Below are 15,772 nucleotides of genomic sequence, written 5' to 3' on the forward strand. Positions count from 1 at the left end.
ACATGTAGTCGGCCCTCTTGGTTGGTAGCGGGGGCAGGATTTGAACCTGCGACCTTTGGGTTATGAGCCCAACGAGCTACCGGACTGCTCCACCCCGCGGTAGGAAATCAAGTGTAGCAGGGATCTCGGGCGTGGCAAGGACGCATGGGTGGCGGGTGTTGGTAGACTCGACGGACGCTCTGGGAGGACCTGATGGGACGCCGCATGCTGGCTGCGCTGGTGCTGTTCGCGGCCATGGGGCTGGGCGCGGCGCCGCGGACCTGGACGCCGGAGAAGTGGTTCGACAAGCCGAAGTCGCCACGGATCGCCAACTACAAGATCGACGCGGTGCTGGACTTCGAGCACAAGACGCTGGAAGCGACCGAGACGCTGTCGTGGCGGAACACGGGCACGGCGCCCACGCAGGAGCTGCCGCTGCACCTGTACCTCAACGCATTCAAAGGGCCCCAGAGCCTCTTCGTGCAGGAGAGCGGCGGGCGGCTGCGCATGGACCACCAGGATCGGCCCGCGGAGCCGTCCTCCTGGGGCTATTGCCGCCTCATCAGCGCCCGGATGGAGGGCCATGACCTCCCCGGCCACGCGGGCGAGGATGAGACCGTCCATTGGCTGAAGCTGCCGCGCGCCGTCGCGCCCGGGGAGACCATCCAGGTGGAGATCGCCTGGGAGAACCGCTATCCCAGGGTCTTCGCACGCAGCGGATGGTCGGAGGACTTCCTCATGTCGGGCCAGTGGTTTCCCAAGGTGGGCGTCTACCAGGGAGACCGGTGGAACTGCCACGCCTACCACGCGAACACCGAGTTCTTCGCGGATTTCGGCGTCTACGACGTGTCCCTGTCGCTTCCGAATGCGCTGGGCCTCGCCCACACGGGGACCCAGACGAACTTCGTGACGGAGATCGAGCAGGATCCCAAGCGGCCCTTGAACGTGATCTGGCGCCTGCACGCGGAGGATGTCCACGACTTCGCCTGGGCGGTGATGCCCCGGGAGAGCTGGCGGAACCCGGCCATGTTCGAGTATCGCGGCGTGCAGGTGTTCTACTACGCCGCGGACCGCAACCGGGGGAATTTTCAGCGGCAGCGCCGGGCGGTGGAGAACGCCCTGCGCTGGAGCGAGGAGTGGTTCTTCAAGTACCCGTACCCCACGCTGACGGTGATCGACACGCCGAAGGACGCCTCCGGGGCCGATGGCATGGAATATCCGACCCTCATCACCGCCGGATCGCTACCGTTCGATCCCATCCAGCAGCGGTTCGTGCCGGAAGTTGTGTCCGTCCATGAGTACGGGCACCAGTACTTCTACGGCATGCTCGCCAGCAACGAGTTCGAGGAACCTTGGCTGGACGAAGGCTTCACGAGCTGGTTCACCCGCAAGGCCATGGAGCGCAGCTACCACAGCCTGCTGAGCGGGCGGAGGTTCCAGATCCCCACGGAGTTCGTGGAGTGGTCGGGGTACTGGTCCCTGCCGTCCGCCGATCCCCTCACGCGGGTCGGCTTCAAGACGATCAATCTCCGCAGCTACTTCGTGACGGCCTACGGGAAGCCCACCCTGGTGCTGGACCAGCTGGAGGCCATGCTGGGCCGGCCCGTGATGGAGCAGGTGATGCGGGCCTACGCCCAGGAGATGGCCTTCCGCCATCCCACCCGGCACGACTTCATGCGGATCGCGGAGCGCGTGTCCGGCCGGGACCTCTCGGCTTTCTGGCGGGACTTCGTGGAAGGCACGGAGGTGCTCGACTACGCCATCCGCTGCGTGAAGAGCCGCGAGGTCACCCAGGGCGGCTGGCTGTTCTCGGACAAGGCACCGGTCTTCGCGGCGCCTCAGCCGGCGGCCCCGGGCCGGGTGGGCTCCATCACCCTGGAGCGGAAGGGCGGGCTGAAGGTGCCGATCACGCTTTGGGTGCGCCTGGAGAACCGCGAGGAGCAGCGGCTCGTGTGGGACGGCCAGGACCGCTGGATCACCTATGAGTTCGATTCGCCCGTGGCTGCCGCCGTGCTGGATCCCGACGGCAACTACCCCATGCTCAGGGACCGGCTCCACGCCAGCTACACGCCGAAGCCGATCAAGCGCGGCTTCTACTACTGGTCGCAGATGGTCTGGGGCGCCGTGGCGGGGTGGCTGCAGGGCTGCGGGATCGGCTAGGCCATCCGTCGGATCAGGCTAGGGCTTCCGCGGCGCCGCGTCCCCCATGCGGACCGCTCGGATGTTCCCCTGTGCGTCCAGGTCGATGAGGATGGGGAACCAGGCCAGGCCCAGAACCTCGAAGGCCGCCCGGCTGGGGACGTAGTGTGCGGTCCGTCCCGCGGCCTGGAGCCGCGCGGACAGGGCCCGGGCCTCGGCCGCCAGTCCCTCGGGGATGCTCGCGCTGCGCTCGTCCATGCCCGCCTCCAGGCTGGGAATGACCCAGGCCACATCCGCGGGCAGCTCCGGCCAGGCGCCTTCTCCGGCCGGGTAGATCCAGATGCGGCGGGCGCCCAGCTGGTCCAGCCTCAGGTCCTGGTACTCCTGGCCGGGCAGCGTCCACAGGCGCAGGACCGGGGAAGGTCCGCCCAGCATGCCGAACAGCCGCTGGAACTGGGAAAGGATGGGTTCGGCAGACTCATCGGCCCGGGCCTTGAGCGCGGCGAGCCGGGTCTCGTCCTGGTCCGCCAAGGCCCAGCAGAGGGCATGGCGCAGGGCGTAGCCTCGGGTGAGGGCGGGTCCTTTCCCCAGCAGGCGATCCTCCCAGGCCTGCCGGATCGCCGGGGTGAACCGGCCTTCGCGGACCTGGGTCTTGCCCCACCGCCACAGGGCCAGGGCTGTACCGGCCTGGCGGAGGGGCAGGGCGGCCAGGCGCTGGGTCAGTCGGGCCTGGGGCGCCTGCATCAGGGCCCTCAGGGCCTCCGCCTCCCGGTGCGCGGCTCCGGGCGGGAAGGGGTCGGTGGGCGCCGTCGTCAGCGGGTCGAAGGTGGCCGCGGCCTGAAGCCACCGGTAGGCGGCGGCCCCGGGGCCCCGGGGAGCCGCAGGCAGGGGACGGCCCCAGTCGTAGGCATCCAGCGCCTGATCCTGCAGCTGGGCCGCGGTAGGCGGCGCGGGACGGACCTCGGCGGGAGGCGTGGGTGGCGGAGCGGTCAGTGGCACGGGGTCCCCTTGGTGGCAGAATGATCCTCCGCATCATACGGGAGTCCTCCTTGAACTCAGCCCCCTCACCTCTTACGCCCCGGGACCGCCTCGTGGTGGCCCTGGACCTGCCCACGGCCGGGGAGGCCCTGGCCATGGCGGAGCGGCTGGCGGGCCGCGTGGGCATGCTGAAGGTGGGGCTGGAGCTGTTCTGCGCGGAAGGGCCCGCCTTCGTCCGGGAGCTCCAGAAGCAGGTGCCGGTCTTCCTGGATCTCAAGCTCCACGACATCCCCACCACCGTGCGCCGGGCCCTGGAGGCCGTCCTGAAGCTGGATCCGCGGCTGGTGAATGTCCACGCCCAGGGGGGCCCAGCCATGCTGGAGGCGGCGGTGGAGGCCGTGCGCGCCCACCGTGCCGCGGGCGGCCGGACCGAGCTGCTGGCGGTGACCGTGCTCACGAGCCTGGACCGGGAGGCCCTGGCGGCCCTGGGCCACGCGGGGCGGCCCGAAGACCTGGCGCTGGCCTATGCGAAGCTGGCCCACCGCGCCGGTTGTGACGGCGTGGTGTGCTCGGCCTGGGAGGCTGCCAGCATCCGCGAGGCCTGTGGCGAAGCCTTCCACCGCCTCACGCCGGGCATCCGTCCCGCCGGCGCCGCCACCCAGGACCAGGCCCGCGTCATGACGCCGACCCAGGCGCTGAAGCAGGGCGCCACCTGGCTGGTGGTGGGGCGGCCCATCACCCATGCCGCGGATCCCGCCGCGGCGGCGGAAGCCATCGTGGCGGAGATGGAAGCCTGATGAGTGTCGGCTCACCCCTCGTTTACAGACCCTCCTTCGCCCAGCGGGCCATGGCCGTGCTGTTGTTCGCGGGCTCCTGGCTGGTGGGCGTGCGGGCCCTGGCCCAGATCTTCGAGCGCCTCCCTGTGCTCCGCGCCTCCATGAAGGTGGCGGAGGCCGCGGGCGAGCCCACGTGGTCATTCTGGGTGGCCCTGGTGGCGGCCGTCGGCGCGGTGGTGGCGGGCGGCGCCCTGCTCCTGGCCACCCTCCTGGGCCTGCTCCTCGTGGAGGGTTCCCAGGTGCTGGTGGATGAGCTGGGCCTCGCCGTGGAGCACAATGCTCTGCCGGCTCCCCTGGCCCGGAAGCTGGGAGCGGGCCGCCTGCTCTGGAAGCGCATCACCCTCCTCGACCGCTCCGGCCCCTTCTTCGTGGTGAAGGGCGGTGGCGAGCCGGGCCACCCCGGCCCTGGCGATCCGACCCTGCGCTTCCTCATGGTGGACCAGCTCGAGCGGCTGGTGCTGACCATCCTGGAACGCAGCCCGAACCTGAAGCACGAGGACTGATGCCAAGCGGGATGGAGGTCTTCGGGTTCCTGACGGGCGCGGCCTGCGTGGCGCTGCTGGTGCGGGAGAACATCTGGAACTGGCCTGTCGGTATCGCCAACAACCTGGTATTCATCGTGCTGTTCTACCGGACGGGCCTCTACGCGGACGTGGGGCTCCAGGCCTTCTACGTCGCCATCTCGATCTACGGCTGGTGGAGCTGGCTGCACGGGGGGCGGGACCACGGCGCGCTCACCGTGAGCCGCATCCGGCCGCCGGCTGCGATCAGCCTGGCCCTGGCGGTGGCCGCCACCACCGCCGTGCTGGCCTGGTTGCTGCGCCACTTCACGAACAGCACCGTGCCCGTGCTGGATTCCCTCATCACGGCCCTCAGCCTCGCGGCCCAGTTCATGATGACCCGCAAGTGGCTCGAAAACTGGCTGGTCTGGATCGCGGCCAACTGCCTCTCCGTGGGCCTGCTGATCTACAAGGGGCTCTACGTCACCAGCGGGCTCTACCTGGTCTACCAGGTGCTCTGCGTCCTCGGCTGGGTGGCCTGGCGGCGGGCGCTCCGGGCGGGAATCCCCGTGCCGGGGCAGCCGGTGGAGGCTACATCTTCGGCCGGCTGAGGTAGGCCTCCGCGCCCTTCATCTCGGCCGTGGGCCCGTGGGCGGGCTTCTTCGCCTTAGCTTTGTGCCGGTTCAGGCCCCAGAGGGCCGCCAGCTCCGTGGCTTCGGGGTTGCCCGGCGCGAGGGCCAGCACTTCCGCGAGGTCGGCGCGGGCCTTGTCGACCCGCCCCAGCTTCTCCCGCAGCAGGGCCCGCTTCATGAAGCCCCAGGGATTGGCAGGCTCCTTCGCGATGATCTCGGCGTACTCGACCTCGGCCTCGGTGAAGCGACCCTCCTCCTCCGCGGCCTCGCCACAGAGCAGGTTGGTGACGGCGCAGAAGCCCAGCCAAGCCTTCTGCTCGGCGAATTCGGCGGGGCTGAAGCGTGACTTGGCGCGGGCCTGCTGAGCGACATGGTCGATGTGCCGCAGGGCCTTTTCCGTGTGGCTGTCCACCCGGGCGAAGATCTCGGCGTCGCCGCTGGCGCGGTAGAAGTCCTTCCGGATGCGGCCCTCGGCCCGGTACTGGTCGAACATGCGGGTGCCCGGATACAGCGCCAGGGGGCTGATCTGGCAGTCCTGGGGCCGGGTGTCGCGGATGAAGGCGGCGGTCTCCTCCACGTCCGCCCAGGTCTCGCCGGGGATGCCGGTGATGAGGTAGATGCCCAGGTTCATGCCCACCTTGCGCACCAGGCCCAGGGCCCGGCGGGCGTGGCGCAGGTTCGTGCCCTTGTCCAGCAGCTGCAGCACGCGCTCGCTGCCGTGCTCCACGCCGAACTGCATGAACTCGCAGCCGGCGCGCTTCATGGCCACCAGCCGGTCCTCGTCCACCAGGTTCACGCGGCTCTGGCAGTTCCACAGCGGGTGCAGGCCGCTCTCCTGGATGCCCTTCATCAGCGTCAGCACCCGGTCGCGGTTGGCGGTGAAGGTGTCGTCCCGGAAGCTGAAGTAGGTAAGGCCGTGGTTTTCGCGGAGCAGCCGCATCTCCCGCAGCACCGAGGGCGCGCTGCGGAAGCGGATGGAGGTGCCCCAGAACTCCGGCGTGTTGCAGAAGTTGCAGGTGGCCGGGCAGCCCCGGCTGGTGCTGAGGTAGGCCAGCTGGCCCACGTCGTTCAGGAAATCCGCCTCCAGGTGCTCGGCGGGGATGCCGATGGTGTCCAGGTCCTCCAAGGGCGGCTGGGGCAGGGTGCGGCCCTCGCGAAGGATGAGGCCCGGCGTGCGCTTCCAGAGGTCCGAGCCGGAGGCGGTCTTCAGGCGCTCGGCGATGCCCAGCAGCACGGCCTCGCCCTCGCCCTGCACGATGGCGTCCAGGGCCGGGCAGTCCTCGAAGACCTCCTCGGCCAGGTGCGTCGGATGCGGCCCGCCCGCCAGGAGGATGGCGCCGGGGCAGGCCTCCCGGGCCCAGGTGAGCAGCTCGTAGGAGCGCTTGCGGTTGAAGGTGAACATGGAGACACCCACCACTCCCGGGTTCTGGGCCCTCAGGTAGGCCAGGACCTCCTTGCGTCCCTTGCCGCTGAGGTTCGCCACGCGGCAGGGCAGCTCCCGCGACTTCAGCATGGCCTGGAGGTAGCCCAGGCCGATGGGCAGGAAGGTCATCCACTCGTCCCCGAAGCCGCTGCGGGGAGCGCTGTAGGCGAGCAGGGTGCGGGGAGGGGTCATGGGCTCCGAGGGCGTGACTTTCCAGTGTACGGAAAGGGATTCCCGAGGGAAGCGGACATTCCGCGGCTGAGCCTCGGACGGATGTCAAGCCTCGTCCGGAGAGCCCGGAACCGCTAGAATCAAGGCTTCCGGAGCCTCCATGTCCGTTGCCCACGAACCGGCCGTCACCGAATCCCTGGCTCTGGAGCTGGGCCTGTCCAAGGATGAGTGGCAGGTCCTGCTGCGCCTGCTCGACGGCCGCATGCCCACCTACCCCGAGCTGGGCGTCTTCAGCGCCATGTGGAGCGAGCACTGCTCGTACAAATCCAGCCGCGTCCACCTGAAGAACCTGCCCACGGAGGGCCCCCGCGTCATCCAGGGTCCCGGCGAGAACGCGGGCGTGGTGGACATCGGCGATGGCTGGGCCGTGGCCTTCAAGATGGAGAGCCACAACCACCCCAGCTTCATCGAGCCCTACCAGGGCGCGGCGACCGGCGTGGGCGGCATCCTGCGCGATGTCTTCACCATGGGCGCCCGGCCCCTGGCCAACCTGAACTCGCTTCGTTTCGGAGAGATCGACGCGCCCCGCATGAAGGGCCTCGTCAAGGGCGTGGCCGCGGGCATCGCTGGCTACGGGAACTGCATGGGCATCCCCATGCTGGGCGGGGACTGCGCCTTCGACGCCAGCTACAACGGCAACATCCTCGTGAACGCGTTTACGCTGGGCGTGTTGCGCAGCGACAAGATCTTCAAGGGCTTCGCCTCTGGCGTGGGCAACAAGGTGATGTACATCGGTTCGAAGACGGGTCGTGACGGCATCCACGGCGCCAGCATGGCCTCGGCGGAGTTCGGCGAGGGCAGCGAGGAGAAGCGGCCCACGGTGCAGGTGGGCGATCCCTTCACGGAGAAGCTTCTGCTCGAAGCCTGCCTAGAGATCTTCCAGACCGACTGGGTCATCGGCATCCAGGACATGGGCGCCGCGGGCCTCACCTCCAGCAGCTTCGAGATGGCCAGCCGCGCCGGCACGGGCCTGGAGATCCGCCTCGACCAGGTGCCCCAGCGCGAGGAGGGCATGACGCCCTTCGAGCTCATGCTGAGCGAGAGCCAGGAGCGCATGCTGCTGGTGGCCCGGCCCGGCTGCGAGCCCAACATCATCGCCGTGCTGCACAAGTGGGGCCTGGACGCCTGCGTGGTGGGCGAGGTCACCGACAGCGGCCGCTTCATCGGCAGCTGGCACGGGGCGCCCGTCATCAACCTGCCCATCCAGCCCCTGGTGGACGCCGCGCCGAAGTACGACCGGCCCCGCCAGCGGCCCGGCTACCTGGACGCTGTGAATGCCGCGCCCCTGCCCGCGGACCTGAAGCCCGCCGAGGTGGAGCGCACCCTGCGCCAGGTCCTCGCGGCCCCCACGGTGGCCAGCAAGCGGTGGATCTTCGAGCAGTACGACGGCACCGTGCGCAGCAATACGCTGCTCGGCATGGGCCGGGGCGACGCGGGCCTCATCCGCGTGAAGGACGAGCAGGGGAAGGACACGGGCAAGGCCGTGGCCATGAGCAGCGACTGCAACAGCCGCTTCTGCTACCTGGATCCCTTCTGGGGCGCGGCCCACGCGGTGGCCGAAGCCTGCCGCAACCTGGCCTGCGTGGGCGCCGAGCCCATCGGCCTCACGGACTGCCTGAACTACGGCAACCCCGAGAAGCCCGAGAACATGTGGACCTTCGAGCAGGGCTGCCTAGGCATCCGCCAAGCCTGCCTGGCCCTCGACGTGCCCATCGTCAGCGGCAACGTGAGCCTCTACAACGACACCGAAGGCCAGAGCATCGCCCCCACGCCCATGATCGCGGCCGTGGGCCTCCTCGAGGATTGCGCGGGCCAGGTGGAGGTGGCCGCCGCCGACGCCACGGCCCTCTCCAAGGTGGGCAACCGCCTCTGCGGATCCAGCTTCCGCGCCGCCCACGATGGCATCTTCCTCCTGGGCGAGACCCGCGATGAGCTGGGCGGCAGCGAGTACCTCAAGCTCCGCACCGGCAAGGTCCAGGGCGCCTGCCCCGAGCTGCGGCTGGATGAGGAGCTGCGCCTCCAGGCCTGCGTGCGCGAGGGCATCCGCCTGGGCCTCATCCGCAGCGCCCACGACACCAGCGAGGGCGGCCTGCTGGTCACCGCGCTGGAGAGTGCCTTCGGCGCGAATGATGGCGAGGGCATGGGCTGCCAGCTGATGTTCTCGAAGGGCGCCCTGCGCCTGGACAGCCTGCTCTTCGGCGAGACCGCCGGCCGCATCGTGGTGAGCGTGAGCCCGGAAGCCGAAGGCAGCCTGGCCACCCTCTGCGCCACCCACCGCGTGCCCGTCGCCAAGATCGGCACCACGGGCGGTAGCCGCGTCACCCTTGCCGTGGACGGCCAGCCCCTGCTGGATGCCGACGCCGCCGAGCTGAAGGACCTCCACGCCGGGGCCCTGGAGCGCGCCCTGGGTTGACAGGGGGCCGCAGCCCCGGAAACCCTGGGACATTCCCCCGGGGGCCCCATGCGTCTGCCCATCCTGCTGTTTCTGGCTTCCACGCTCCTTGCGGCCGGCACCGCGCAGAAGGCGGCGAAGGCGAAGCCCTCCGCGGCCGGCGTTGAAGCGACTCGCCTGGAATCCGAGGCGAAGCGCGCCAAAGCTTCAGCGGAGCGCCTGAAGGTCAGCGCGGCCAAGGCGGAAACGCAGGCCAAGGCGGCCGCGGCCAAGGCCAAGGACGCGGAAACCCGCGCGGCGGACCTTCAGATCCGCGCTTCGGAAGCCCGGGCCAAGGCGGCGGAGGCCGAGGCCAAGGCTGCCTCCGAGAAGGCCAGCGAGGCGCGCGTGAAGGCCCGCGAGGCCCAGCAGCGCGTGGCCAACCTCAAGGGGGCCAAGGCGAAGCCGGCCAAGTCCGCCAAGCCTGCCGCGCCGGCGGCCAAGCCCGAGGAGGCACCGGCCACCAAGGCCGACGTGGCGCCCAAGCCAACTGCCAAGTCAGAGCCCGCGCCCAAGCCCGAGCCGGAAACAGTACCCAAGTAGGGGCCCCTCGGGCCCCTGCCTTGACTCAGATCCCCATGGCGGCCGGTGCCTTGAGCTTGGCCGCGATCTTCTGCATCAGCTCCTGATCGGCCTTGAGGGTTGCCTTGAAGGCCGCGTGGTCCGTGTGGTGGATCTCCCGCCGGATCTCGTCGAGGCTGTGGTCCAGCATCCGCATGAGGAGTTCGGTTTCCTTGGCGTCCAGGTAGAGTTCCATGGTCCCTCCCGCTGGCTTGGCCGCGTCCCGGTGGGCCGTGGTCGTGGCCAAATATCAGGTCCCGGCGGCCCTTATGCCAGCCCCGGCCCTAGAAGCGGCCACCGAGGATCCGGGCCGGCAGCAGGAACAGGCCCTTGATGAGCCCGAACACCCCCTCCACGGCGAAGCCCAGGAGCCGGAAGGGCAGAAGCAGCAGCCAGACCAGCGGGTAGAGGATCAGCGCCAGGAGCGCCAGCGGCCAGCAGACCACCAGCAGGATGAGCCAGAGCAGGAACGCGGCCATGGAAGCCTCCCGGGGCCAGGATGGGACCGCCCGGCCCCGCGTGGCGGCGTGGACCGGTCAACGCTCGTGGCGGACCGGCCGGTCGCAGGAGGATATGATCCACTGACACCCACCCCGAGGAAGCCCATGCCACGCCGAGCTGATTCCCTGTCCCTCGATCGCCGTGCCTTCCTGGGGGCCGGCCTGGCCACGGGCGCGGCTGCGCTGGTGGGCGGCGACCTGAAGGTGGGCCCGACCCGCAAGGGCCTGGCGCTGGAGGAGGCCACGGTGGATGCCCTCCAGGCGGGCATGGCGGACGGGCGCTGGACCTCGGCCGATCTGGTGCGGCGCTACCAGGCGCGCATCCGCGCCCTGGACCAGGCGGGTCCGAGGCTGAATTCGGTCATCGAGCTGAACCCCGACGCCCTGGCCATTGCGAAGGCGCTGGATGCCGAGCGGAAGGCGGGGAACCTGCGCGGGCCCCTCCACGGCATCCCCGTGCTCATCAAGGACAACATCGACACCGCGGACCGCATGAAGACCACGGCGGGCTCGCTGGCCCTGGCGGACGCCCCAACCCCGAAGGAGGACGCCTTCGTGGCGAAGCGCCTGCGGGACGCGGGCGCGGTGATCCTCGGCAAGACCAACCTCAGCGAGTGGGCCAACTTCCGTTCCACCCGCAGCAGCAGCGGCTGGAGCGGCCGGGGCGGGCAGACCCGGAACCCCTACGCCCTGGACCGGAGCCCCAGCGGCTCCAGCTCGGGCTCCGGGGTCGCCGCCGCCGCCAGTCTCTGCGCCATGGCCGTGGGCACCGAGACCGACGGCTCCATCGTGAGCCCCTCCAACGCCAATGGGCTGGTGGGCGTGAAGCCCACGGTGGGCCTGGTGAGCCGCAGCGGCATCATCCCCATCTCCAGCACCCAGGACACGGCGGGGCCCATGGCGCGGACCGTGCGGGACGCGGCGCTCATGCTGAACGCGCTGGTGGGCGCCGACCCGAAGGATGCCGCCACTGGCGATCCCGCGGCTCGCCGGGAGAAGGACTACACCCAGTTCCTCGCCGCCGAGGGCCTCCGAGGGGCCCGGCTCGCGGTGGCGAAGAACTTCCTGGGCGTGCATGCTCACGTGGACGCCGTCATCCAGCCCGCCCTGGACCTGCTGAAGGCCCGCGGGGCCGTGCTCGTGGATGTGGAGCTGAAGACCGCCGCCTACGATGACGCCGAGTTCGAGGTGCTGCTCTACGAGTTCAAGGCGGGCCTCAATGCCTACCTGGCGGGCCGGGGCGGCGCCGTGAAGGACCTGGCGGGGCTCATGGCCTTCGACGAGCGCGAGAAGGCGCGGGAGATGCCCTTCTTCGGCCAGGAGATCGTCCTGCAGGCCCAGGCCAAGGGGCCGCTGACGGATCCCGCCTACCGGAAGGCCCTCGAGACCTGCGCCCAGGCCCGGAAGGATATCCTGGGCCTGCTGGAGAAGCACGCGGCGCAGGCCCTGGTGGCGCCCACGGGCGGCCCCGCCTGGCTCATCGACCACCTCAACGGCGACAGCTCGGGCTTCAGCTTCTCCAGTCCCGCCGCGGTGGCGGGCTGCCCGCACATCACCGTGCCCGCCGGGTTCGCCGCGGGCCTCCCCCTGGGCCTGTCCTTCGTGGGCGCGCCCTGGCAGGAGGGCACCCTGCTGAAGCTGGCCTACGCCTATGAGCAGGCCTCCAGGGCGCGCCGCCCGCCGCGCTTCGCACCGTCCTGCCGCCTGACCCGTTGACTGCCCTGTTGACGGCCCCGTTGACAGCGGAGGTTCGGAAGACCACGCTTGTCCTCCCATTCAAGGAGCATCCATGAACCGCGCCCTGTTCGCCCTCCTGCTGGCCGCCTCCGTGATGGTCGCCGCCCAGGCCCCCCAGCCCAAGCCCGCCGAGCCCAAGACCGCCGCCGAAAAGAAGGCCGAGAAGAAGGCCAAGAAGGCGGAGGAGAAGAAGAAGGAGGCCGAGGCCAAGGCCGCTGCCGCGAAGCCGGCGCCTGCTCCCGCCCCCGCTGCGAAGCCCGCGCCGGCTCCGGCCCCTGCCGCTGCCCCCGCGCCCAAGCCGGCCCCCGCCCCCGCCGCTGCCAAGTCCACCGCCCCCAAGTCCGCCGCGGTCTCCACGGCCATCGTGGCCAACAAGGACTCCAAGATCTACCACCGCGCCGACTGCAAACTGGCCGGGAAGATGAAGGAAGCGAACAAGGTCACCTTCGCCTCCGCCGCCGAGGCCGACAAGGCCGGCTACAAGGCCTGCAAGGTGTGCAAGCCCTAGGCAGTCCTCAGTCCTCAGTGTTCAGTCCTCAGACTTTCGGGAGGTTCCGATGAAGTTGGTCATGTCATTGATCCTGGGTGCGTCGCTGGCCCTGGCAGCCCAGGTTCCCAGCAAGGCCGACCTGAAGGGGGCCGCGGACGCCACCGTGGACAAGGCGAAGGCTAAGGGCGATGAGAAGGCCGACCAGGCCAAGGTCAAGGCCGACCAGAAGGCCGAGGCCGGCAAGACCAAGGCGGACGCCAAGGCCGGGGCAGTCCCCGTGGCGGGCGAGCACGTGAAGGCCGCCACCGCCAAGGGCGAGGGCGCCGCCAAGACGGGCACCACCAAGGCCAAAGCCAAGTCGAAGAAGGGCACCACCAAGGGTGCCGACAAGGCGAAGGCGGTCACGGAGAAAGCAACCAAGTAACGCTTTTCTCCACTCAGAAAAAGGGCGCCGGTCGGCGCCCTTTTTCTGAGTATGGGAAAGATTACTTCTTCGGGAACTGCCGCTCGTAGGCTTCCTGCGCGTACTCGCTGGGGGGGACGCCGAAGCGGCGCTTGAAGGCGCGGGTGAAGGCGCTGGCGTCGTAGAAGCCCAGGATCTTCGCCACGTCGCTGGGGCGCTCGCCGTTGGCCAGCAGGGTCACGGCCCGCTGGAGGCGGCGCTCGATGAGGTACTGGTGGGGCGTGGTGCTGGTGGCCTCGCGGAAGAGGCGGATGAAGTGGTCCGGGGTGCAGCGGGCCATGGTGGCCAGCTCGGGGACGCTGTTCTTGGAGCCGATGTGGACTTCCATGTGGTCCAGCACCAGCTGCAGGGTGGAGCGGTTCAGGCGGTAGGGGAAGCGGCCCCGGTCCTCCTTCTCCGTGAGGCGGGACAGCTCCGCGCCCAGCAGGATGAGGAAGAGCTCGCGCGTCATCAGCTGCACGCCGTCGGGGTTGGACAGCTCCTGGGAGAAGATGCTGAAGAGCTGCTTGAGGCTGAGGCTGCGGAGCACCGCGAAGCTGGATTCCTGCCACTTGCGGGGTGGGTTCTGCAGCGACGACAGCAGCGGCTCGGGGAAGGGGCCCTCCATGAACAGCGCCGTGAAGCCGAAGGGCGCGTTCGCGTGGTGGCGCTTCAGGGTGTGGCCGAAGCCCGGCAGCAGCAGGGCCAGGTCGCCGGAGCGGATGACGCCCTCCTCGCGGTCCTCGCTGGTGCAGACGCGCACCGCATGCGTGGGCTGGAGCAGTGTCCACGCGTCCCGCGCGGGCAGCAGCTTCGCGGGCACGGGGTCGCGCTTGAGGACAGCCAGGCGGAGGGGGCCGCTGGTATAAGTTTGGAGGTTCTTGGCTTCAGGTACGCTCATGGCTCAGGAATAAACAGAGGTGCCCATCGGGGCCTTCCGGAAGGATGACAGGAAAACTTTTCGGCACGCGTGAAAATTTCACAAGCCAAGGCTGTTTTTTTTCCACGGTGCCGGCAAAGGCCCGTCCCGACCCTATTCAGACCCGATTCAAACCTTGCTGAAGGCCGCCTCCAGGCTCCTGAAGATGCCCATGCCGCCCGTGGGGCCCAGCTTGGGGTCCACGGCCCGCTCGGGGTGGGGCATCATGCCCAGCACGTTGCCCCGGATGTTCACGATGCCCGCGATGCCGTTCATGGCGCCGTTGGGCACGTGGTCCGCCCCGATCTCGCCCTGGGCCGAGCAGTAGCGGAAGGCCACGCCGCCCCGGGCCTCCAGGTCGGTCAGCTCCGCGGGGTCCAGGGTGAAGTTGCCCTCGGCGTGGGCGATGGGCACCCGGAACACCTCGCCGGCCTTCATGGCCCGGGTGAAGGGCAGATCGGTCCGCTCCACCCGCAGGTGGACGTCCGCGTGGATGAAGCGCAGGGATTCGTTGCGCAGCAGGGCGCCGGGCAGCAGCTGGGCCTCGCAGAGGATCTGGAAGCCGTTGCACACGCCCAGCACCAGGCCGCTGTTGTCGGCGTGGCGCTTCACGTCGGCCATGATGGGCGCCAGGGCCGCGATGGCGCCGCAGCGCAGGTAGTCGCCGTAGCTGAAGCCGCCGGGGATGAAGACGAGATCCGTGTTCTCAGGCAGACGCGGATCCTGGTGCCAGACGGGGATCGTCTCCCAGCCCAGCACGGTGCCGCAGGCGTGGAGGGCGTCGTGGTCGCAGTTGGAGCCCGGGAAGACCGGGACGGCCACGCGCATCACAGCACCTCGATGGAGGCCTTCTCCATCACGGGATTGACCAGCAGCTTGTCGCACATGGCCTGGGCCTTGGCCTTCACGTCCGCCGCGTCGGAACCGGGAATGTCCATCTCGATGAGCCGGCCGATGCGGACATGCTCCACCTCGAAGGCGAAGCCGTGCAGCCCCTGTTCCACCGCCTTGCCCTGGGGATCCAGGATCCCCGGCTTCAACTGCACCGACACGCGCACCTTCATGGAGCCCTCCGCCCTCCAGTGTACCTGATGGTCACCGGCCCCGGGGCCGCCACCGGTGGGCTTCCAGATCCAGGTTGCCCTGGTCGTCCACTTCGATGCCCTCGTCCCGCAGGCGGCCGATCTGCTCCATGGCGCCCCACCAGCGGCCCCGGCTGGGCACGTAGCCTCGTGTGTTCACCACGCGGTGCCAGGGCAGGTCCGTGCCCTCCGGCAGGCCCGAGAGCACCATGCCCACCTGGCGGGGCCGCTGGGGGAAGCCCGCCAGCAGGGCCACCTGGCCGTACGAGGCCAGGCGCCCCTTGGGGATGCGTGCCACCACCGCCAGGACAGCCGCGCGGAAGTCACCGGGCGGGGCGCCGGGTTCGACACGCTTGGGGGGGCGAGCGGCCATGGGGGGATTTTCCGGAAAAGGGAAGAAGAACAACTCACGCAGAGGTTCGCAGAGAAAGCCGAGGTTCGCGGAGGAAAGATGAGGTCAAAAAGCCTTCCTCCGCGTTCCTCCGCCAGCCTCCGCAATCTCCGCGAGCGTATTTTCGGGAACGGCCCTCAGGCCTGCACGCCGGGCCGCTGGTCGGCGGGCACGCGGGAGCGGAAGCCGCCTTCGTAGCTGTGCCAGTGGTCGAGGGCCTCCTCGGGGTAGGCCCAGCACCAGTAGCCGTCGCCGGCGTCGAAATCCACCAGCCACAGGCCCTTCACGTCGGCCTCCAGGTCCTGCATGCTCTGCTGCCAGGACTTGACCAGCACCTGCAGGCGCTCGCGCAGCTCCTCCACCCGGTGCCCGTCCCGGGCCTCTTCCGCCTGGGTGAGCTCCTCGGCGAGGCTGGCGGCCAGTGTGTAGACAGGTTCCGTCAATGCCTTCACTTGCGGCATCAGGGCCCGCGCTTCGTCCAGGGTGAAAATGCGGCCCATG

Annotated in this window: 18 protein-coding genes and 1 tRNA gene; 9 read left to right on the plus strand and 10 right to left on the minus strand. The window is 69.7% G+C overall.

Annotated elements, in window-relative coordinates:
• Nucleotides 1–22: 22 nt before the first annotated feature.
• A tRNA-Met gene (locus MLG87_RS15245) sits at nucleotides 23–99 on the minus strand.
• A 93-nt stretch (nucleotides 100–192) separates the two neighbouring features.
• Here MLG87_RS15245 and MLG87_RS15250 point away from each other — a divergent pair.
• The gene (locus tag MLG87_RS15250) at nucleotides 193–2,139 is read left to right on the plus strand and encodes a M1 family metallopeptidase (protein ID WP_243295924.1); all 1,947 of its coding nucleotides are present in this window, start codon (nucleotides 193–195) and stop codon (nucleotides 2,137–2,139) included.
• 18 nt (nucleotides 2,140–2,157) lie between these two features.
• On the opposite strand, the gene MLG87_RS15255 is transcribed toward MLG87_RS15250, so the two are convergent.
• Nucleotides 2,158–3,117, minus strand: a complete 960-nt coding sequence (locus tag MLG87_RS15255) for a hypothetical protein (protein ID WP_243295925.1) — start codon at nucleotides 3,115–3,117, stop codon at nucleotides 2,158–2,160.
• A gap of 50 nt (nucleotides 3,118–3,167) precedes the next feature.
• Here MLG87_RS15255 and pyrF point away from each other — a divergent pair, with 50 nt between their 5' ends.
• Genes pyrF through pnuC form a run of 3 tightly spaced genes read left to right on the plus strand, consistent with a single transcriptional unit; the run spans nucleotide 3,168 to nucleotide 5,043 of the window.
• Nucleotides 3,168–3,893 carry an orotidine-5'-phosphate decarboxylase gene (gene pyrF / locus MLG87_RS15260; RefSeq protein WP_243295926.1) on the plus strand — a complete coding sequence of 242 codons (726 nt, stop codon included), beginning with the start codon at nucleotides 3,168–3,170 and terminating at the stop codon, nucleotides 3,891–3,893.
• Nucleotides 3,893–4,435: a hypothetical protein gene (locus MLG87_RS15265; protein ID WP_243295927.1), complete on the plus strand. Its 543-nt coding sequence runs from the start codon at nucleotides 3,893–3,895 to the stop codon at nucleotides 4,433–4,435. Before pyrF ends, MLG87_RS15265 begins: the two co-directional genes overlap by 1 nt.
• A complete protein-coding gene (pnuC, locus tag MLG87_RS15270; protein WP_243295928.1) occupies nucleotides 4,435–5,043 on the plus strand; it encodes a nicotinamide riboside transporter PnuC in 609 nt (202 codons plus the stop codon). The genes MLG87_RS15265 and pnuC overlap by 1 nt, the downstream gene beginning before the upstream one ends.
• On the opposite strand, the gene MLG87_RS16235 is transcribed toward pnuC, so the two are convergent.
• Nucleotides 5,024–6,679 (minus strand): B12-binding domain-containing radical SAM protein, encoded by a 1,656-nt coding sequence (locus tag MLG87_RS16235; RefSeq protein WP_279341319.1) that lies wholly within the window; start codon nucleotides 6,677–6,679, stop codon nucleotides 5,024–5,026. The genes pnuC and MLG87_RS16235 overlap by 20 nt on opposite strands.
• Nucleotides 6,680–6,818: 139 nt before the next feature.
• Here MLG87_RS16235 and purL point away from each other — a divergent pair, with 139 nt between their 5' ends.
• Both purL and MLG87_RS15285 read left to right on the plus strand, forming a co-directional pair.
• Nucleotides 6,819–9,131, plus strand: coding sequence for a phosphoribosylformylglycinamidine synthase subunit PurL (gene purL / locus MLG87_RS15280; protein WP_243295929.1), 2,313 nt, complete (start codon nucleotides 6,819–6,821; stop codon nucleotides 9,129–9,131).
• A 48-nt stretch (nucleotides 9,132–9,179) separates the two neighbouring features.
• Nucleotides 9,180–9,692 carry a hypothetical protein gene (locus tag MLG87_RS15285; RefSeq protein WP_243295930.1) on the plus strand — a complete coding sequence of 171 codons (513 nt, stop codon included), beginning with the start codon at nucleotides 9,180–9,182 and terminating at the stop codon, nucleotides 9,690–9,692.
• A gap of 25 nt (nucleotides 9,693–9,717) precedes the next feature.
• Here MLG87_RS15285 and MLG87_RS15290 read toward each other — a convergent pair whose 3' ends face one another.
• Nucleotides 9,718–9,906, minus strand: coding sequence for a hypothetical protein (locus MLG87_RS15290; RefSeq protein WP_243295931.1), 189 nt, complete (start codon nucleotides 9,904–9,906; stop codon nucleotides 9,718–9,720).
• Nucleotides 9,907–9,994: 88 nt separating this feature from the next.
• The gene (locus MLG87_RS15295) at nucleotides 9,995–10,189 is read right to left on the minus strand and encodes a hypothetical protein (protein WP_243295932.1); all 195 of its coding nucleotides are present in this window, start codon (nucleotides 10,187–10,189) and stop codon (nucleotides 9,995–9,997) included.
• A gap of 126 nt (nucleotides 10,190–10,315) precedes the next feature.
• On the opposite strand from MLG87_RS15295, the gene MLG87_RS15300 reads away from it, so the two are divergent.
• From MLG87_RS15300 to MLG87_RS15310, 3 genes are all read left to right on the plus strand, one after another.
• The gene (locus tag MLG87_RS15300; RefSeq protein ID WP_279341320.1) at nucleotides 10,316–11,926 is read left to right on the plus strand and encodes an amidase; all 1,611 of its coding nucleotides are present in this window, start codon (nucleotides 10,316–10,318) and stop codon (nucleotides 11,924–11,926) included.
• Between the two features lie 73 nt (nucleotides 11,927–11,999).
• Nucleotides 12,000–12,455 carry an Ada metal-binding domain-containing protein gene (locus MLG87_RS15305; protein ID WP_243295933.1) on the plus strand — a complete coding sequence of 152 codons (456 nt, stop codon included), beginning with the start codon at nucleotides 12,000–12,002 and terminating at the stop codon, nucleotides 12,453–12,455.
• 49 nt (nucleotides 12,456–12,504) lie between these two features.
• Complete coding sequence (locus MLG87_RS15310; protein ID WP_243295934.1) at nucleotides 12,505–12,861, plus strand: hypothetical protein; 357 nt, start codon at nucleotides 12,505–12,507, stop codon at nucleotides 12,859–12,861.
• A 61-nt stretch (nucleotides 12,862–12,922) separates the two neighbouring features.
• Here MLG87_RS15310 and MLG87_RS15315 read toward each other — a convergent pair whose 3' ends face one another.
• The 5 genes from MLG87_RS15315 to MLG87_RS15335 all read right to left on the minus strand — a co-directional run bounded on the left by MLG87_RS15315 (nucleotide 12,923) and on the right by MLG87_RS15335 (nucleotide 15,771).
• Nucleotides 12,923–13,780, minus strand: coding sequence for an AraC family transcriptional regulator (locus tag MLG87_RS15315; RefSeq protein ID WP_243295935.1), 858 nt, complete (start codon nucleotides 13,778–13,780; stop codon nucleotides 12,923–12,925).
• Between the two features lie 147 nt (nucleotides 13,781–13,927).
• On the minus strand, nucleotides 13,928–14,626 hold the full coding sequence (gene purQ / locus MLG87_RS15320; protein WP_243295936.1) for a phosphoribosylformylglycinamidine synthase subunit PurQ: 699 nt from the start codon (nucleotides 14,624–14,626) through the stop codon (nucleotides 13,928–13,930).
• Complete coding sequence (gene purS / locus MLG87_RS15325; RefSeq protein WP_243295937.1) at nucleotides 14,626–14,862, minus strand: phosphoribosylformylglycinamidine synthase subunit PurS; 237 nt, start codon at nucleotides 14,860–14,862, stop codon at nucleotides 14,626–14,628. The genes purQ and purS overlap by 1 nt, the downstream gene beginning before the upstream one ends.
• A 31-nt stretch (nucleotides 14,863–14,893) precedes the next feature.
• Complete coding sequence (locus MLG87_RS15330; RefSeq protein ID WP_243295938.1) at nucleotides 14,894–15,253, minus strand: MGMT family protein; 360 nt, start codon at nucleotides 15,251–15,253, stop codon at nucleotides 14,894–14,896.
• 155 nt (nucleotides 15,254–15,408) lie between these two features.
• Complete coding sequence (locus tag MLG87_RS15335) at nucleotides 15,409–15,771, minus strand: DUF2203 domain-containing protein (RefSeq protein WP_243295939.1); 363 nt, start codon at nucleotides 15,769–15,771, stop codon at nucleotides 15,409–15,411.
• Nucleotide 15,772 lies beyond the last annotated feature (1 nt).

The organism is Geothrix mesophila (genome assembly GCF_022808835.1).
GTDB classification, from domain to species: Bacteria; Acidobacteriota; Holophagae; order Holophagales; family Holophagaceae; genus Geothrix; species Geothrix paludis.

Bases quoted from the DNA above. Each gene is read 5' to 3' on its own strand.
- MLG87_RS15335 (WP_243295939.1), bottom strand. From the start codon at position 15,771: ATGGGCCGCATTTTCACCCTGGACGAAGCGCGGGCCCTGATGCCGCAA.
- purL (WP_243295929.1), top strand. From the start codon at position 6,819: ATGTCCGTTGCCCACGAACCGGCCGTCACCGAATCCCTGGCTCTGGAG.
- MLG87_RS16235 (WP_279341319.1), bottom strand. From the start codon at position 6,679: ATGACCCCTCCCCGCACCCTGCTCGCCTACAGCGCTCCCCGCAGCGGC.
- pnuC (WP_243295928.1), top strand. From the start codon at position 4,435: ATGCCAAGCGGGATGGAGGTCTTCGGGTTCCTGACGGGCGCGGCCTGC.
- MLG87_RS15310 (WP_243295934.1), top strand. From the start codon at position 12,505: ATGAAGTTGGTCATGTCATTGATCCTGGGTGCGTCGCTGGCCCTGGCA.
- MLG87_RS15285 (WP_243295930.1), top strand. From the start codon at position 9,180: ATGCGTCTGCCCATCCTGCTGTTTCTGGCTTCCACGCTCCTTGCGGCC.
- purQ (WP_243295936.1), bottom strand. From the start codon at position 14,626: ATGCGCGTGGCCGTCCCGGTCTTCCCGGGCTCCAACTGCGACCACGAC.
- MLG87_RS15290 (WP_243295931.1), bottom strand. From the start codon at position 9,906: ATGGAACTCTACCTGGACGCCAAGGAAACCGAACTCCTCATGCGGATG.
- MLG87_RS15305 (WP_243295933.1), top strand. From the start codon at position 12,000: ATGAACCGCGCCCTGTTCGCCCTCCTGCTGGCCGCCTCCGTGATGGTC.
- MLG87_RS15315 (WP_243295935.1), bottom strand. From the start codon at position 13,780: ATGAGCGTACCTGAAGCCAAGAACCTCCAAACTTATACCAGCGGCCCC.
- MLG87_RS15265 (WP_243295927.1), top strand. From the start codon at position 3,893: ATGAGTGTCGGCTCACCCCTCGTTTACAGACCCTCCTTCGCCCAGCGG.
- MLG87_RS15295 (WP_243295932.1), bottom strand. From the start codon at position 10,189: ATGGCCGCGTTCCTGCTCTGGCTCATCCTGCTGGTGGTCTGCTGGCCG.
- MLG87_RS15330 (WP_243295938.1), bottom strand. From the start codon at position 15,253: ATGGCCGCTCGCCCCCCCAAGCGTGTCGAACCCGGCGCCCCGCCCGGT.
- MLG87_RS15250 (WP_243295924.1), top strand. From the start codon at position 193: ATGGGACGCCGCATGCTGGCTGCGCTGGTGCTGTTCGCGGCCATGGGG.
- purS (WP_243295937.1), bottom strand. From the start codon at position 14,862: ATGAAGGTGCGCGTGTCGGTGCAGTTGAAGCCGGGGATCCTGGATCCC.
- MLG87_RS15300 (WP_279341320.1), top strand. From the start codon at position 10,316: ATGCCACGCCGAGCTGATTCCCTGTCCCTCGATCGCCGTGCCTTCCTG.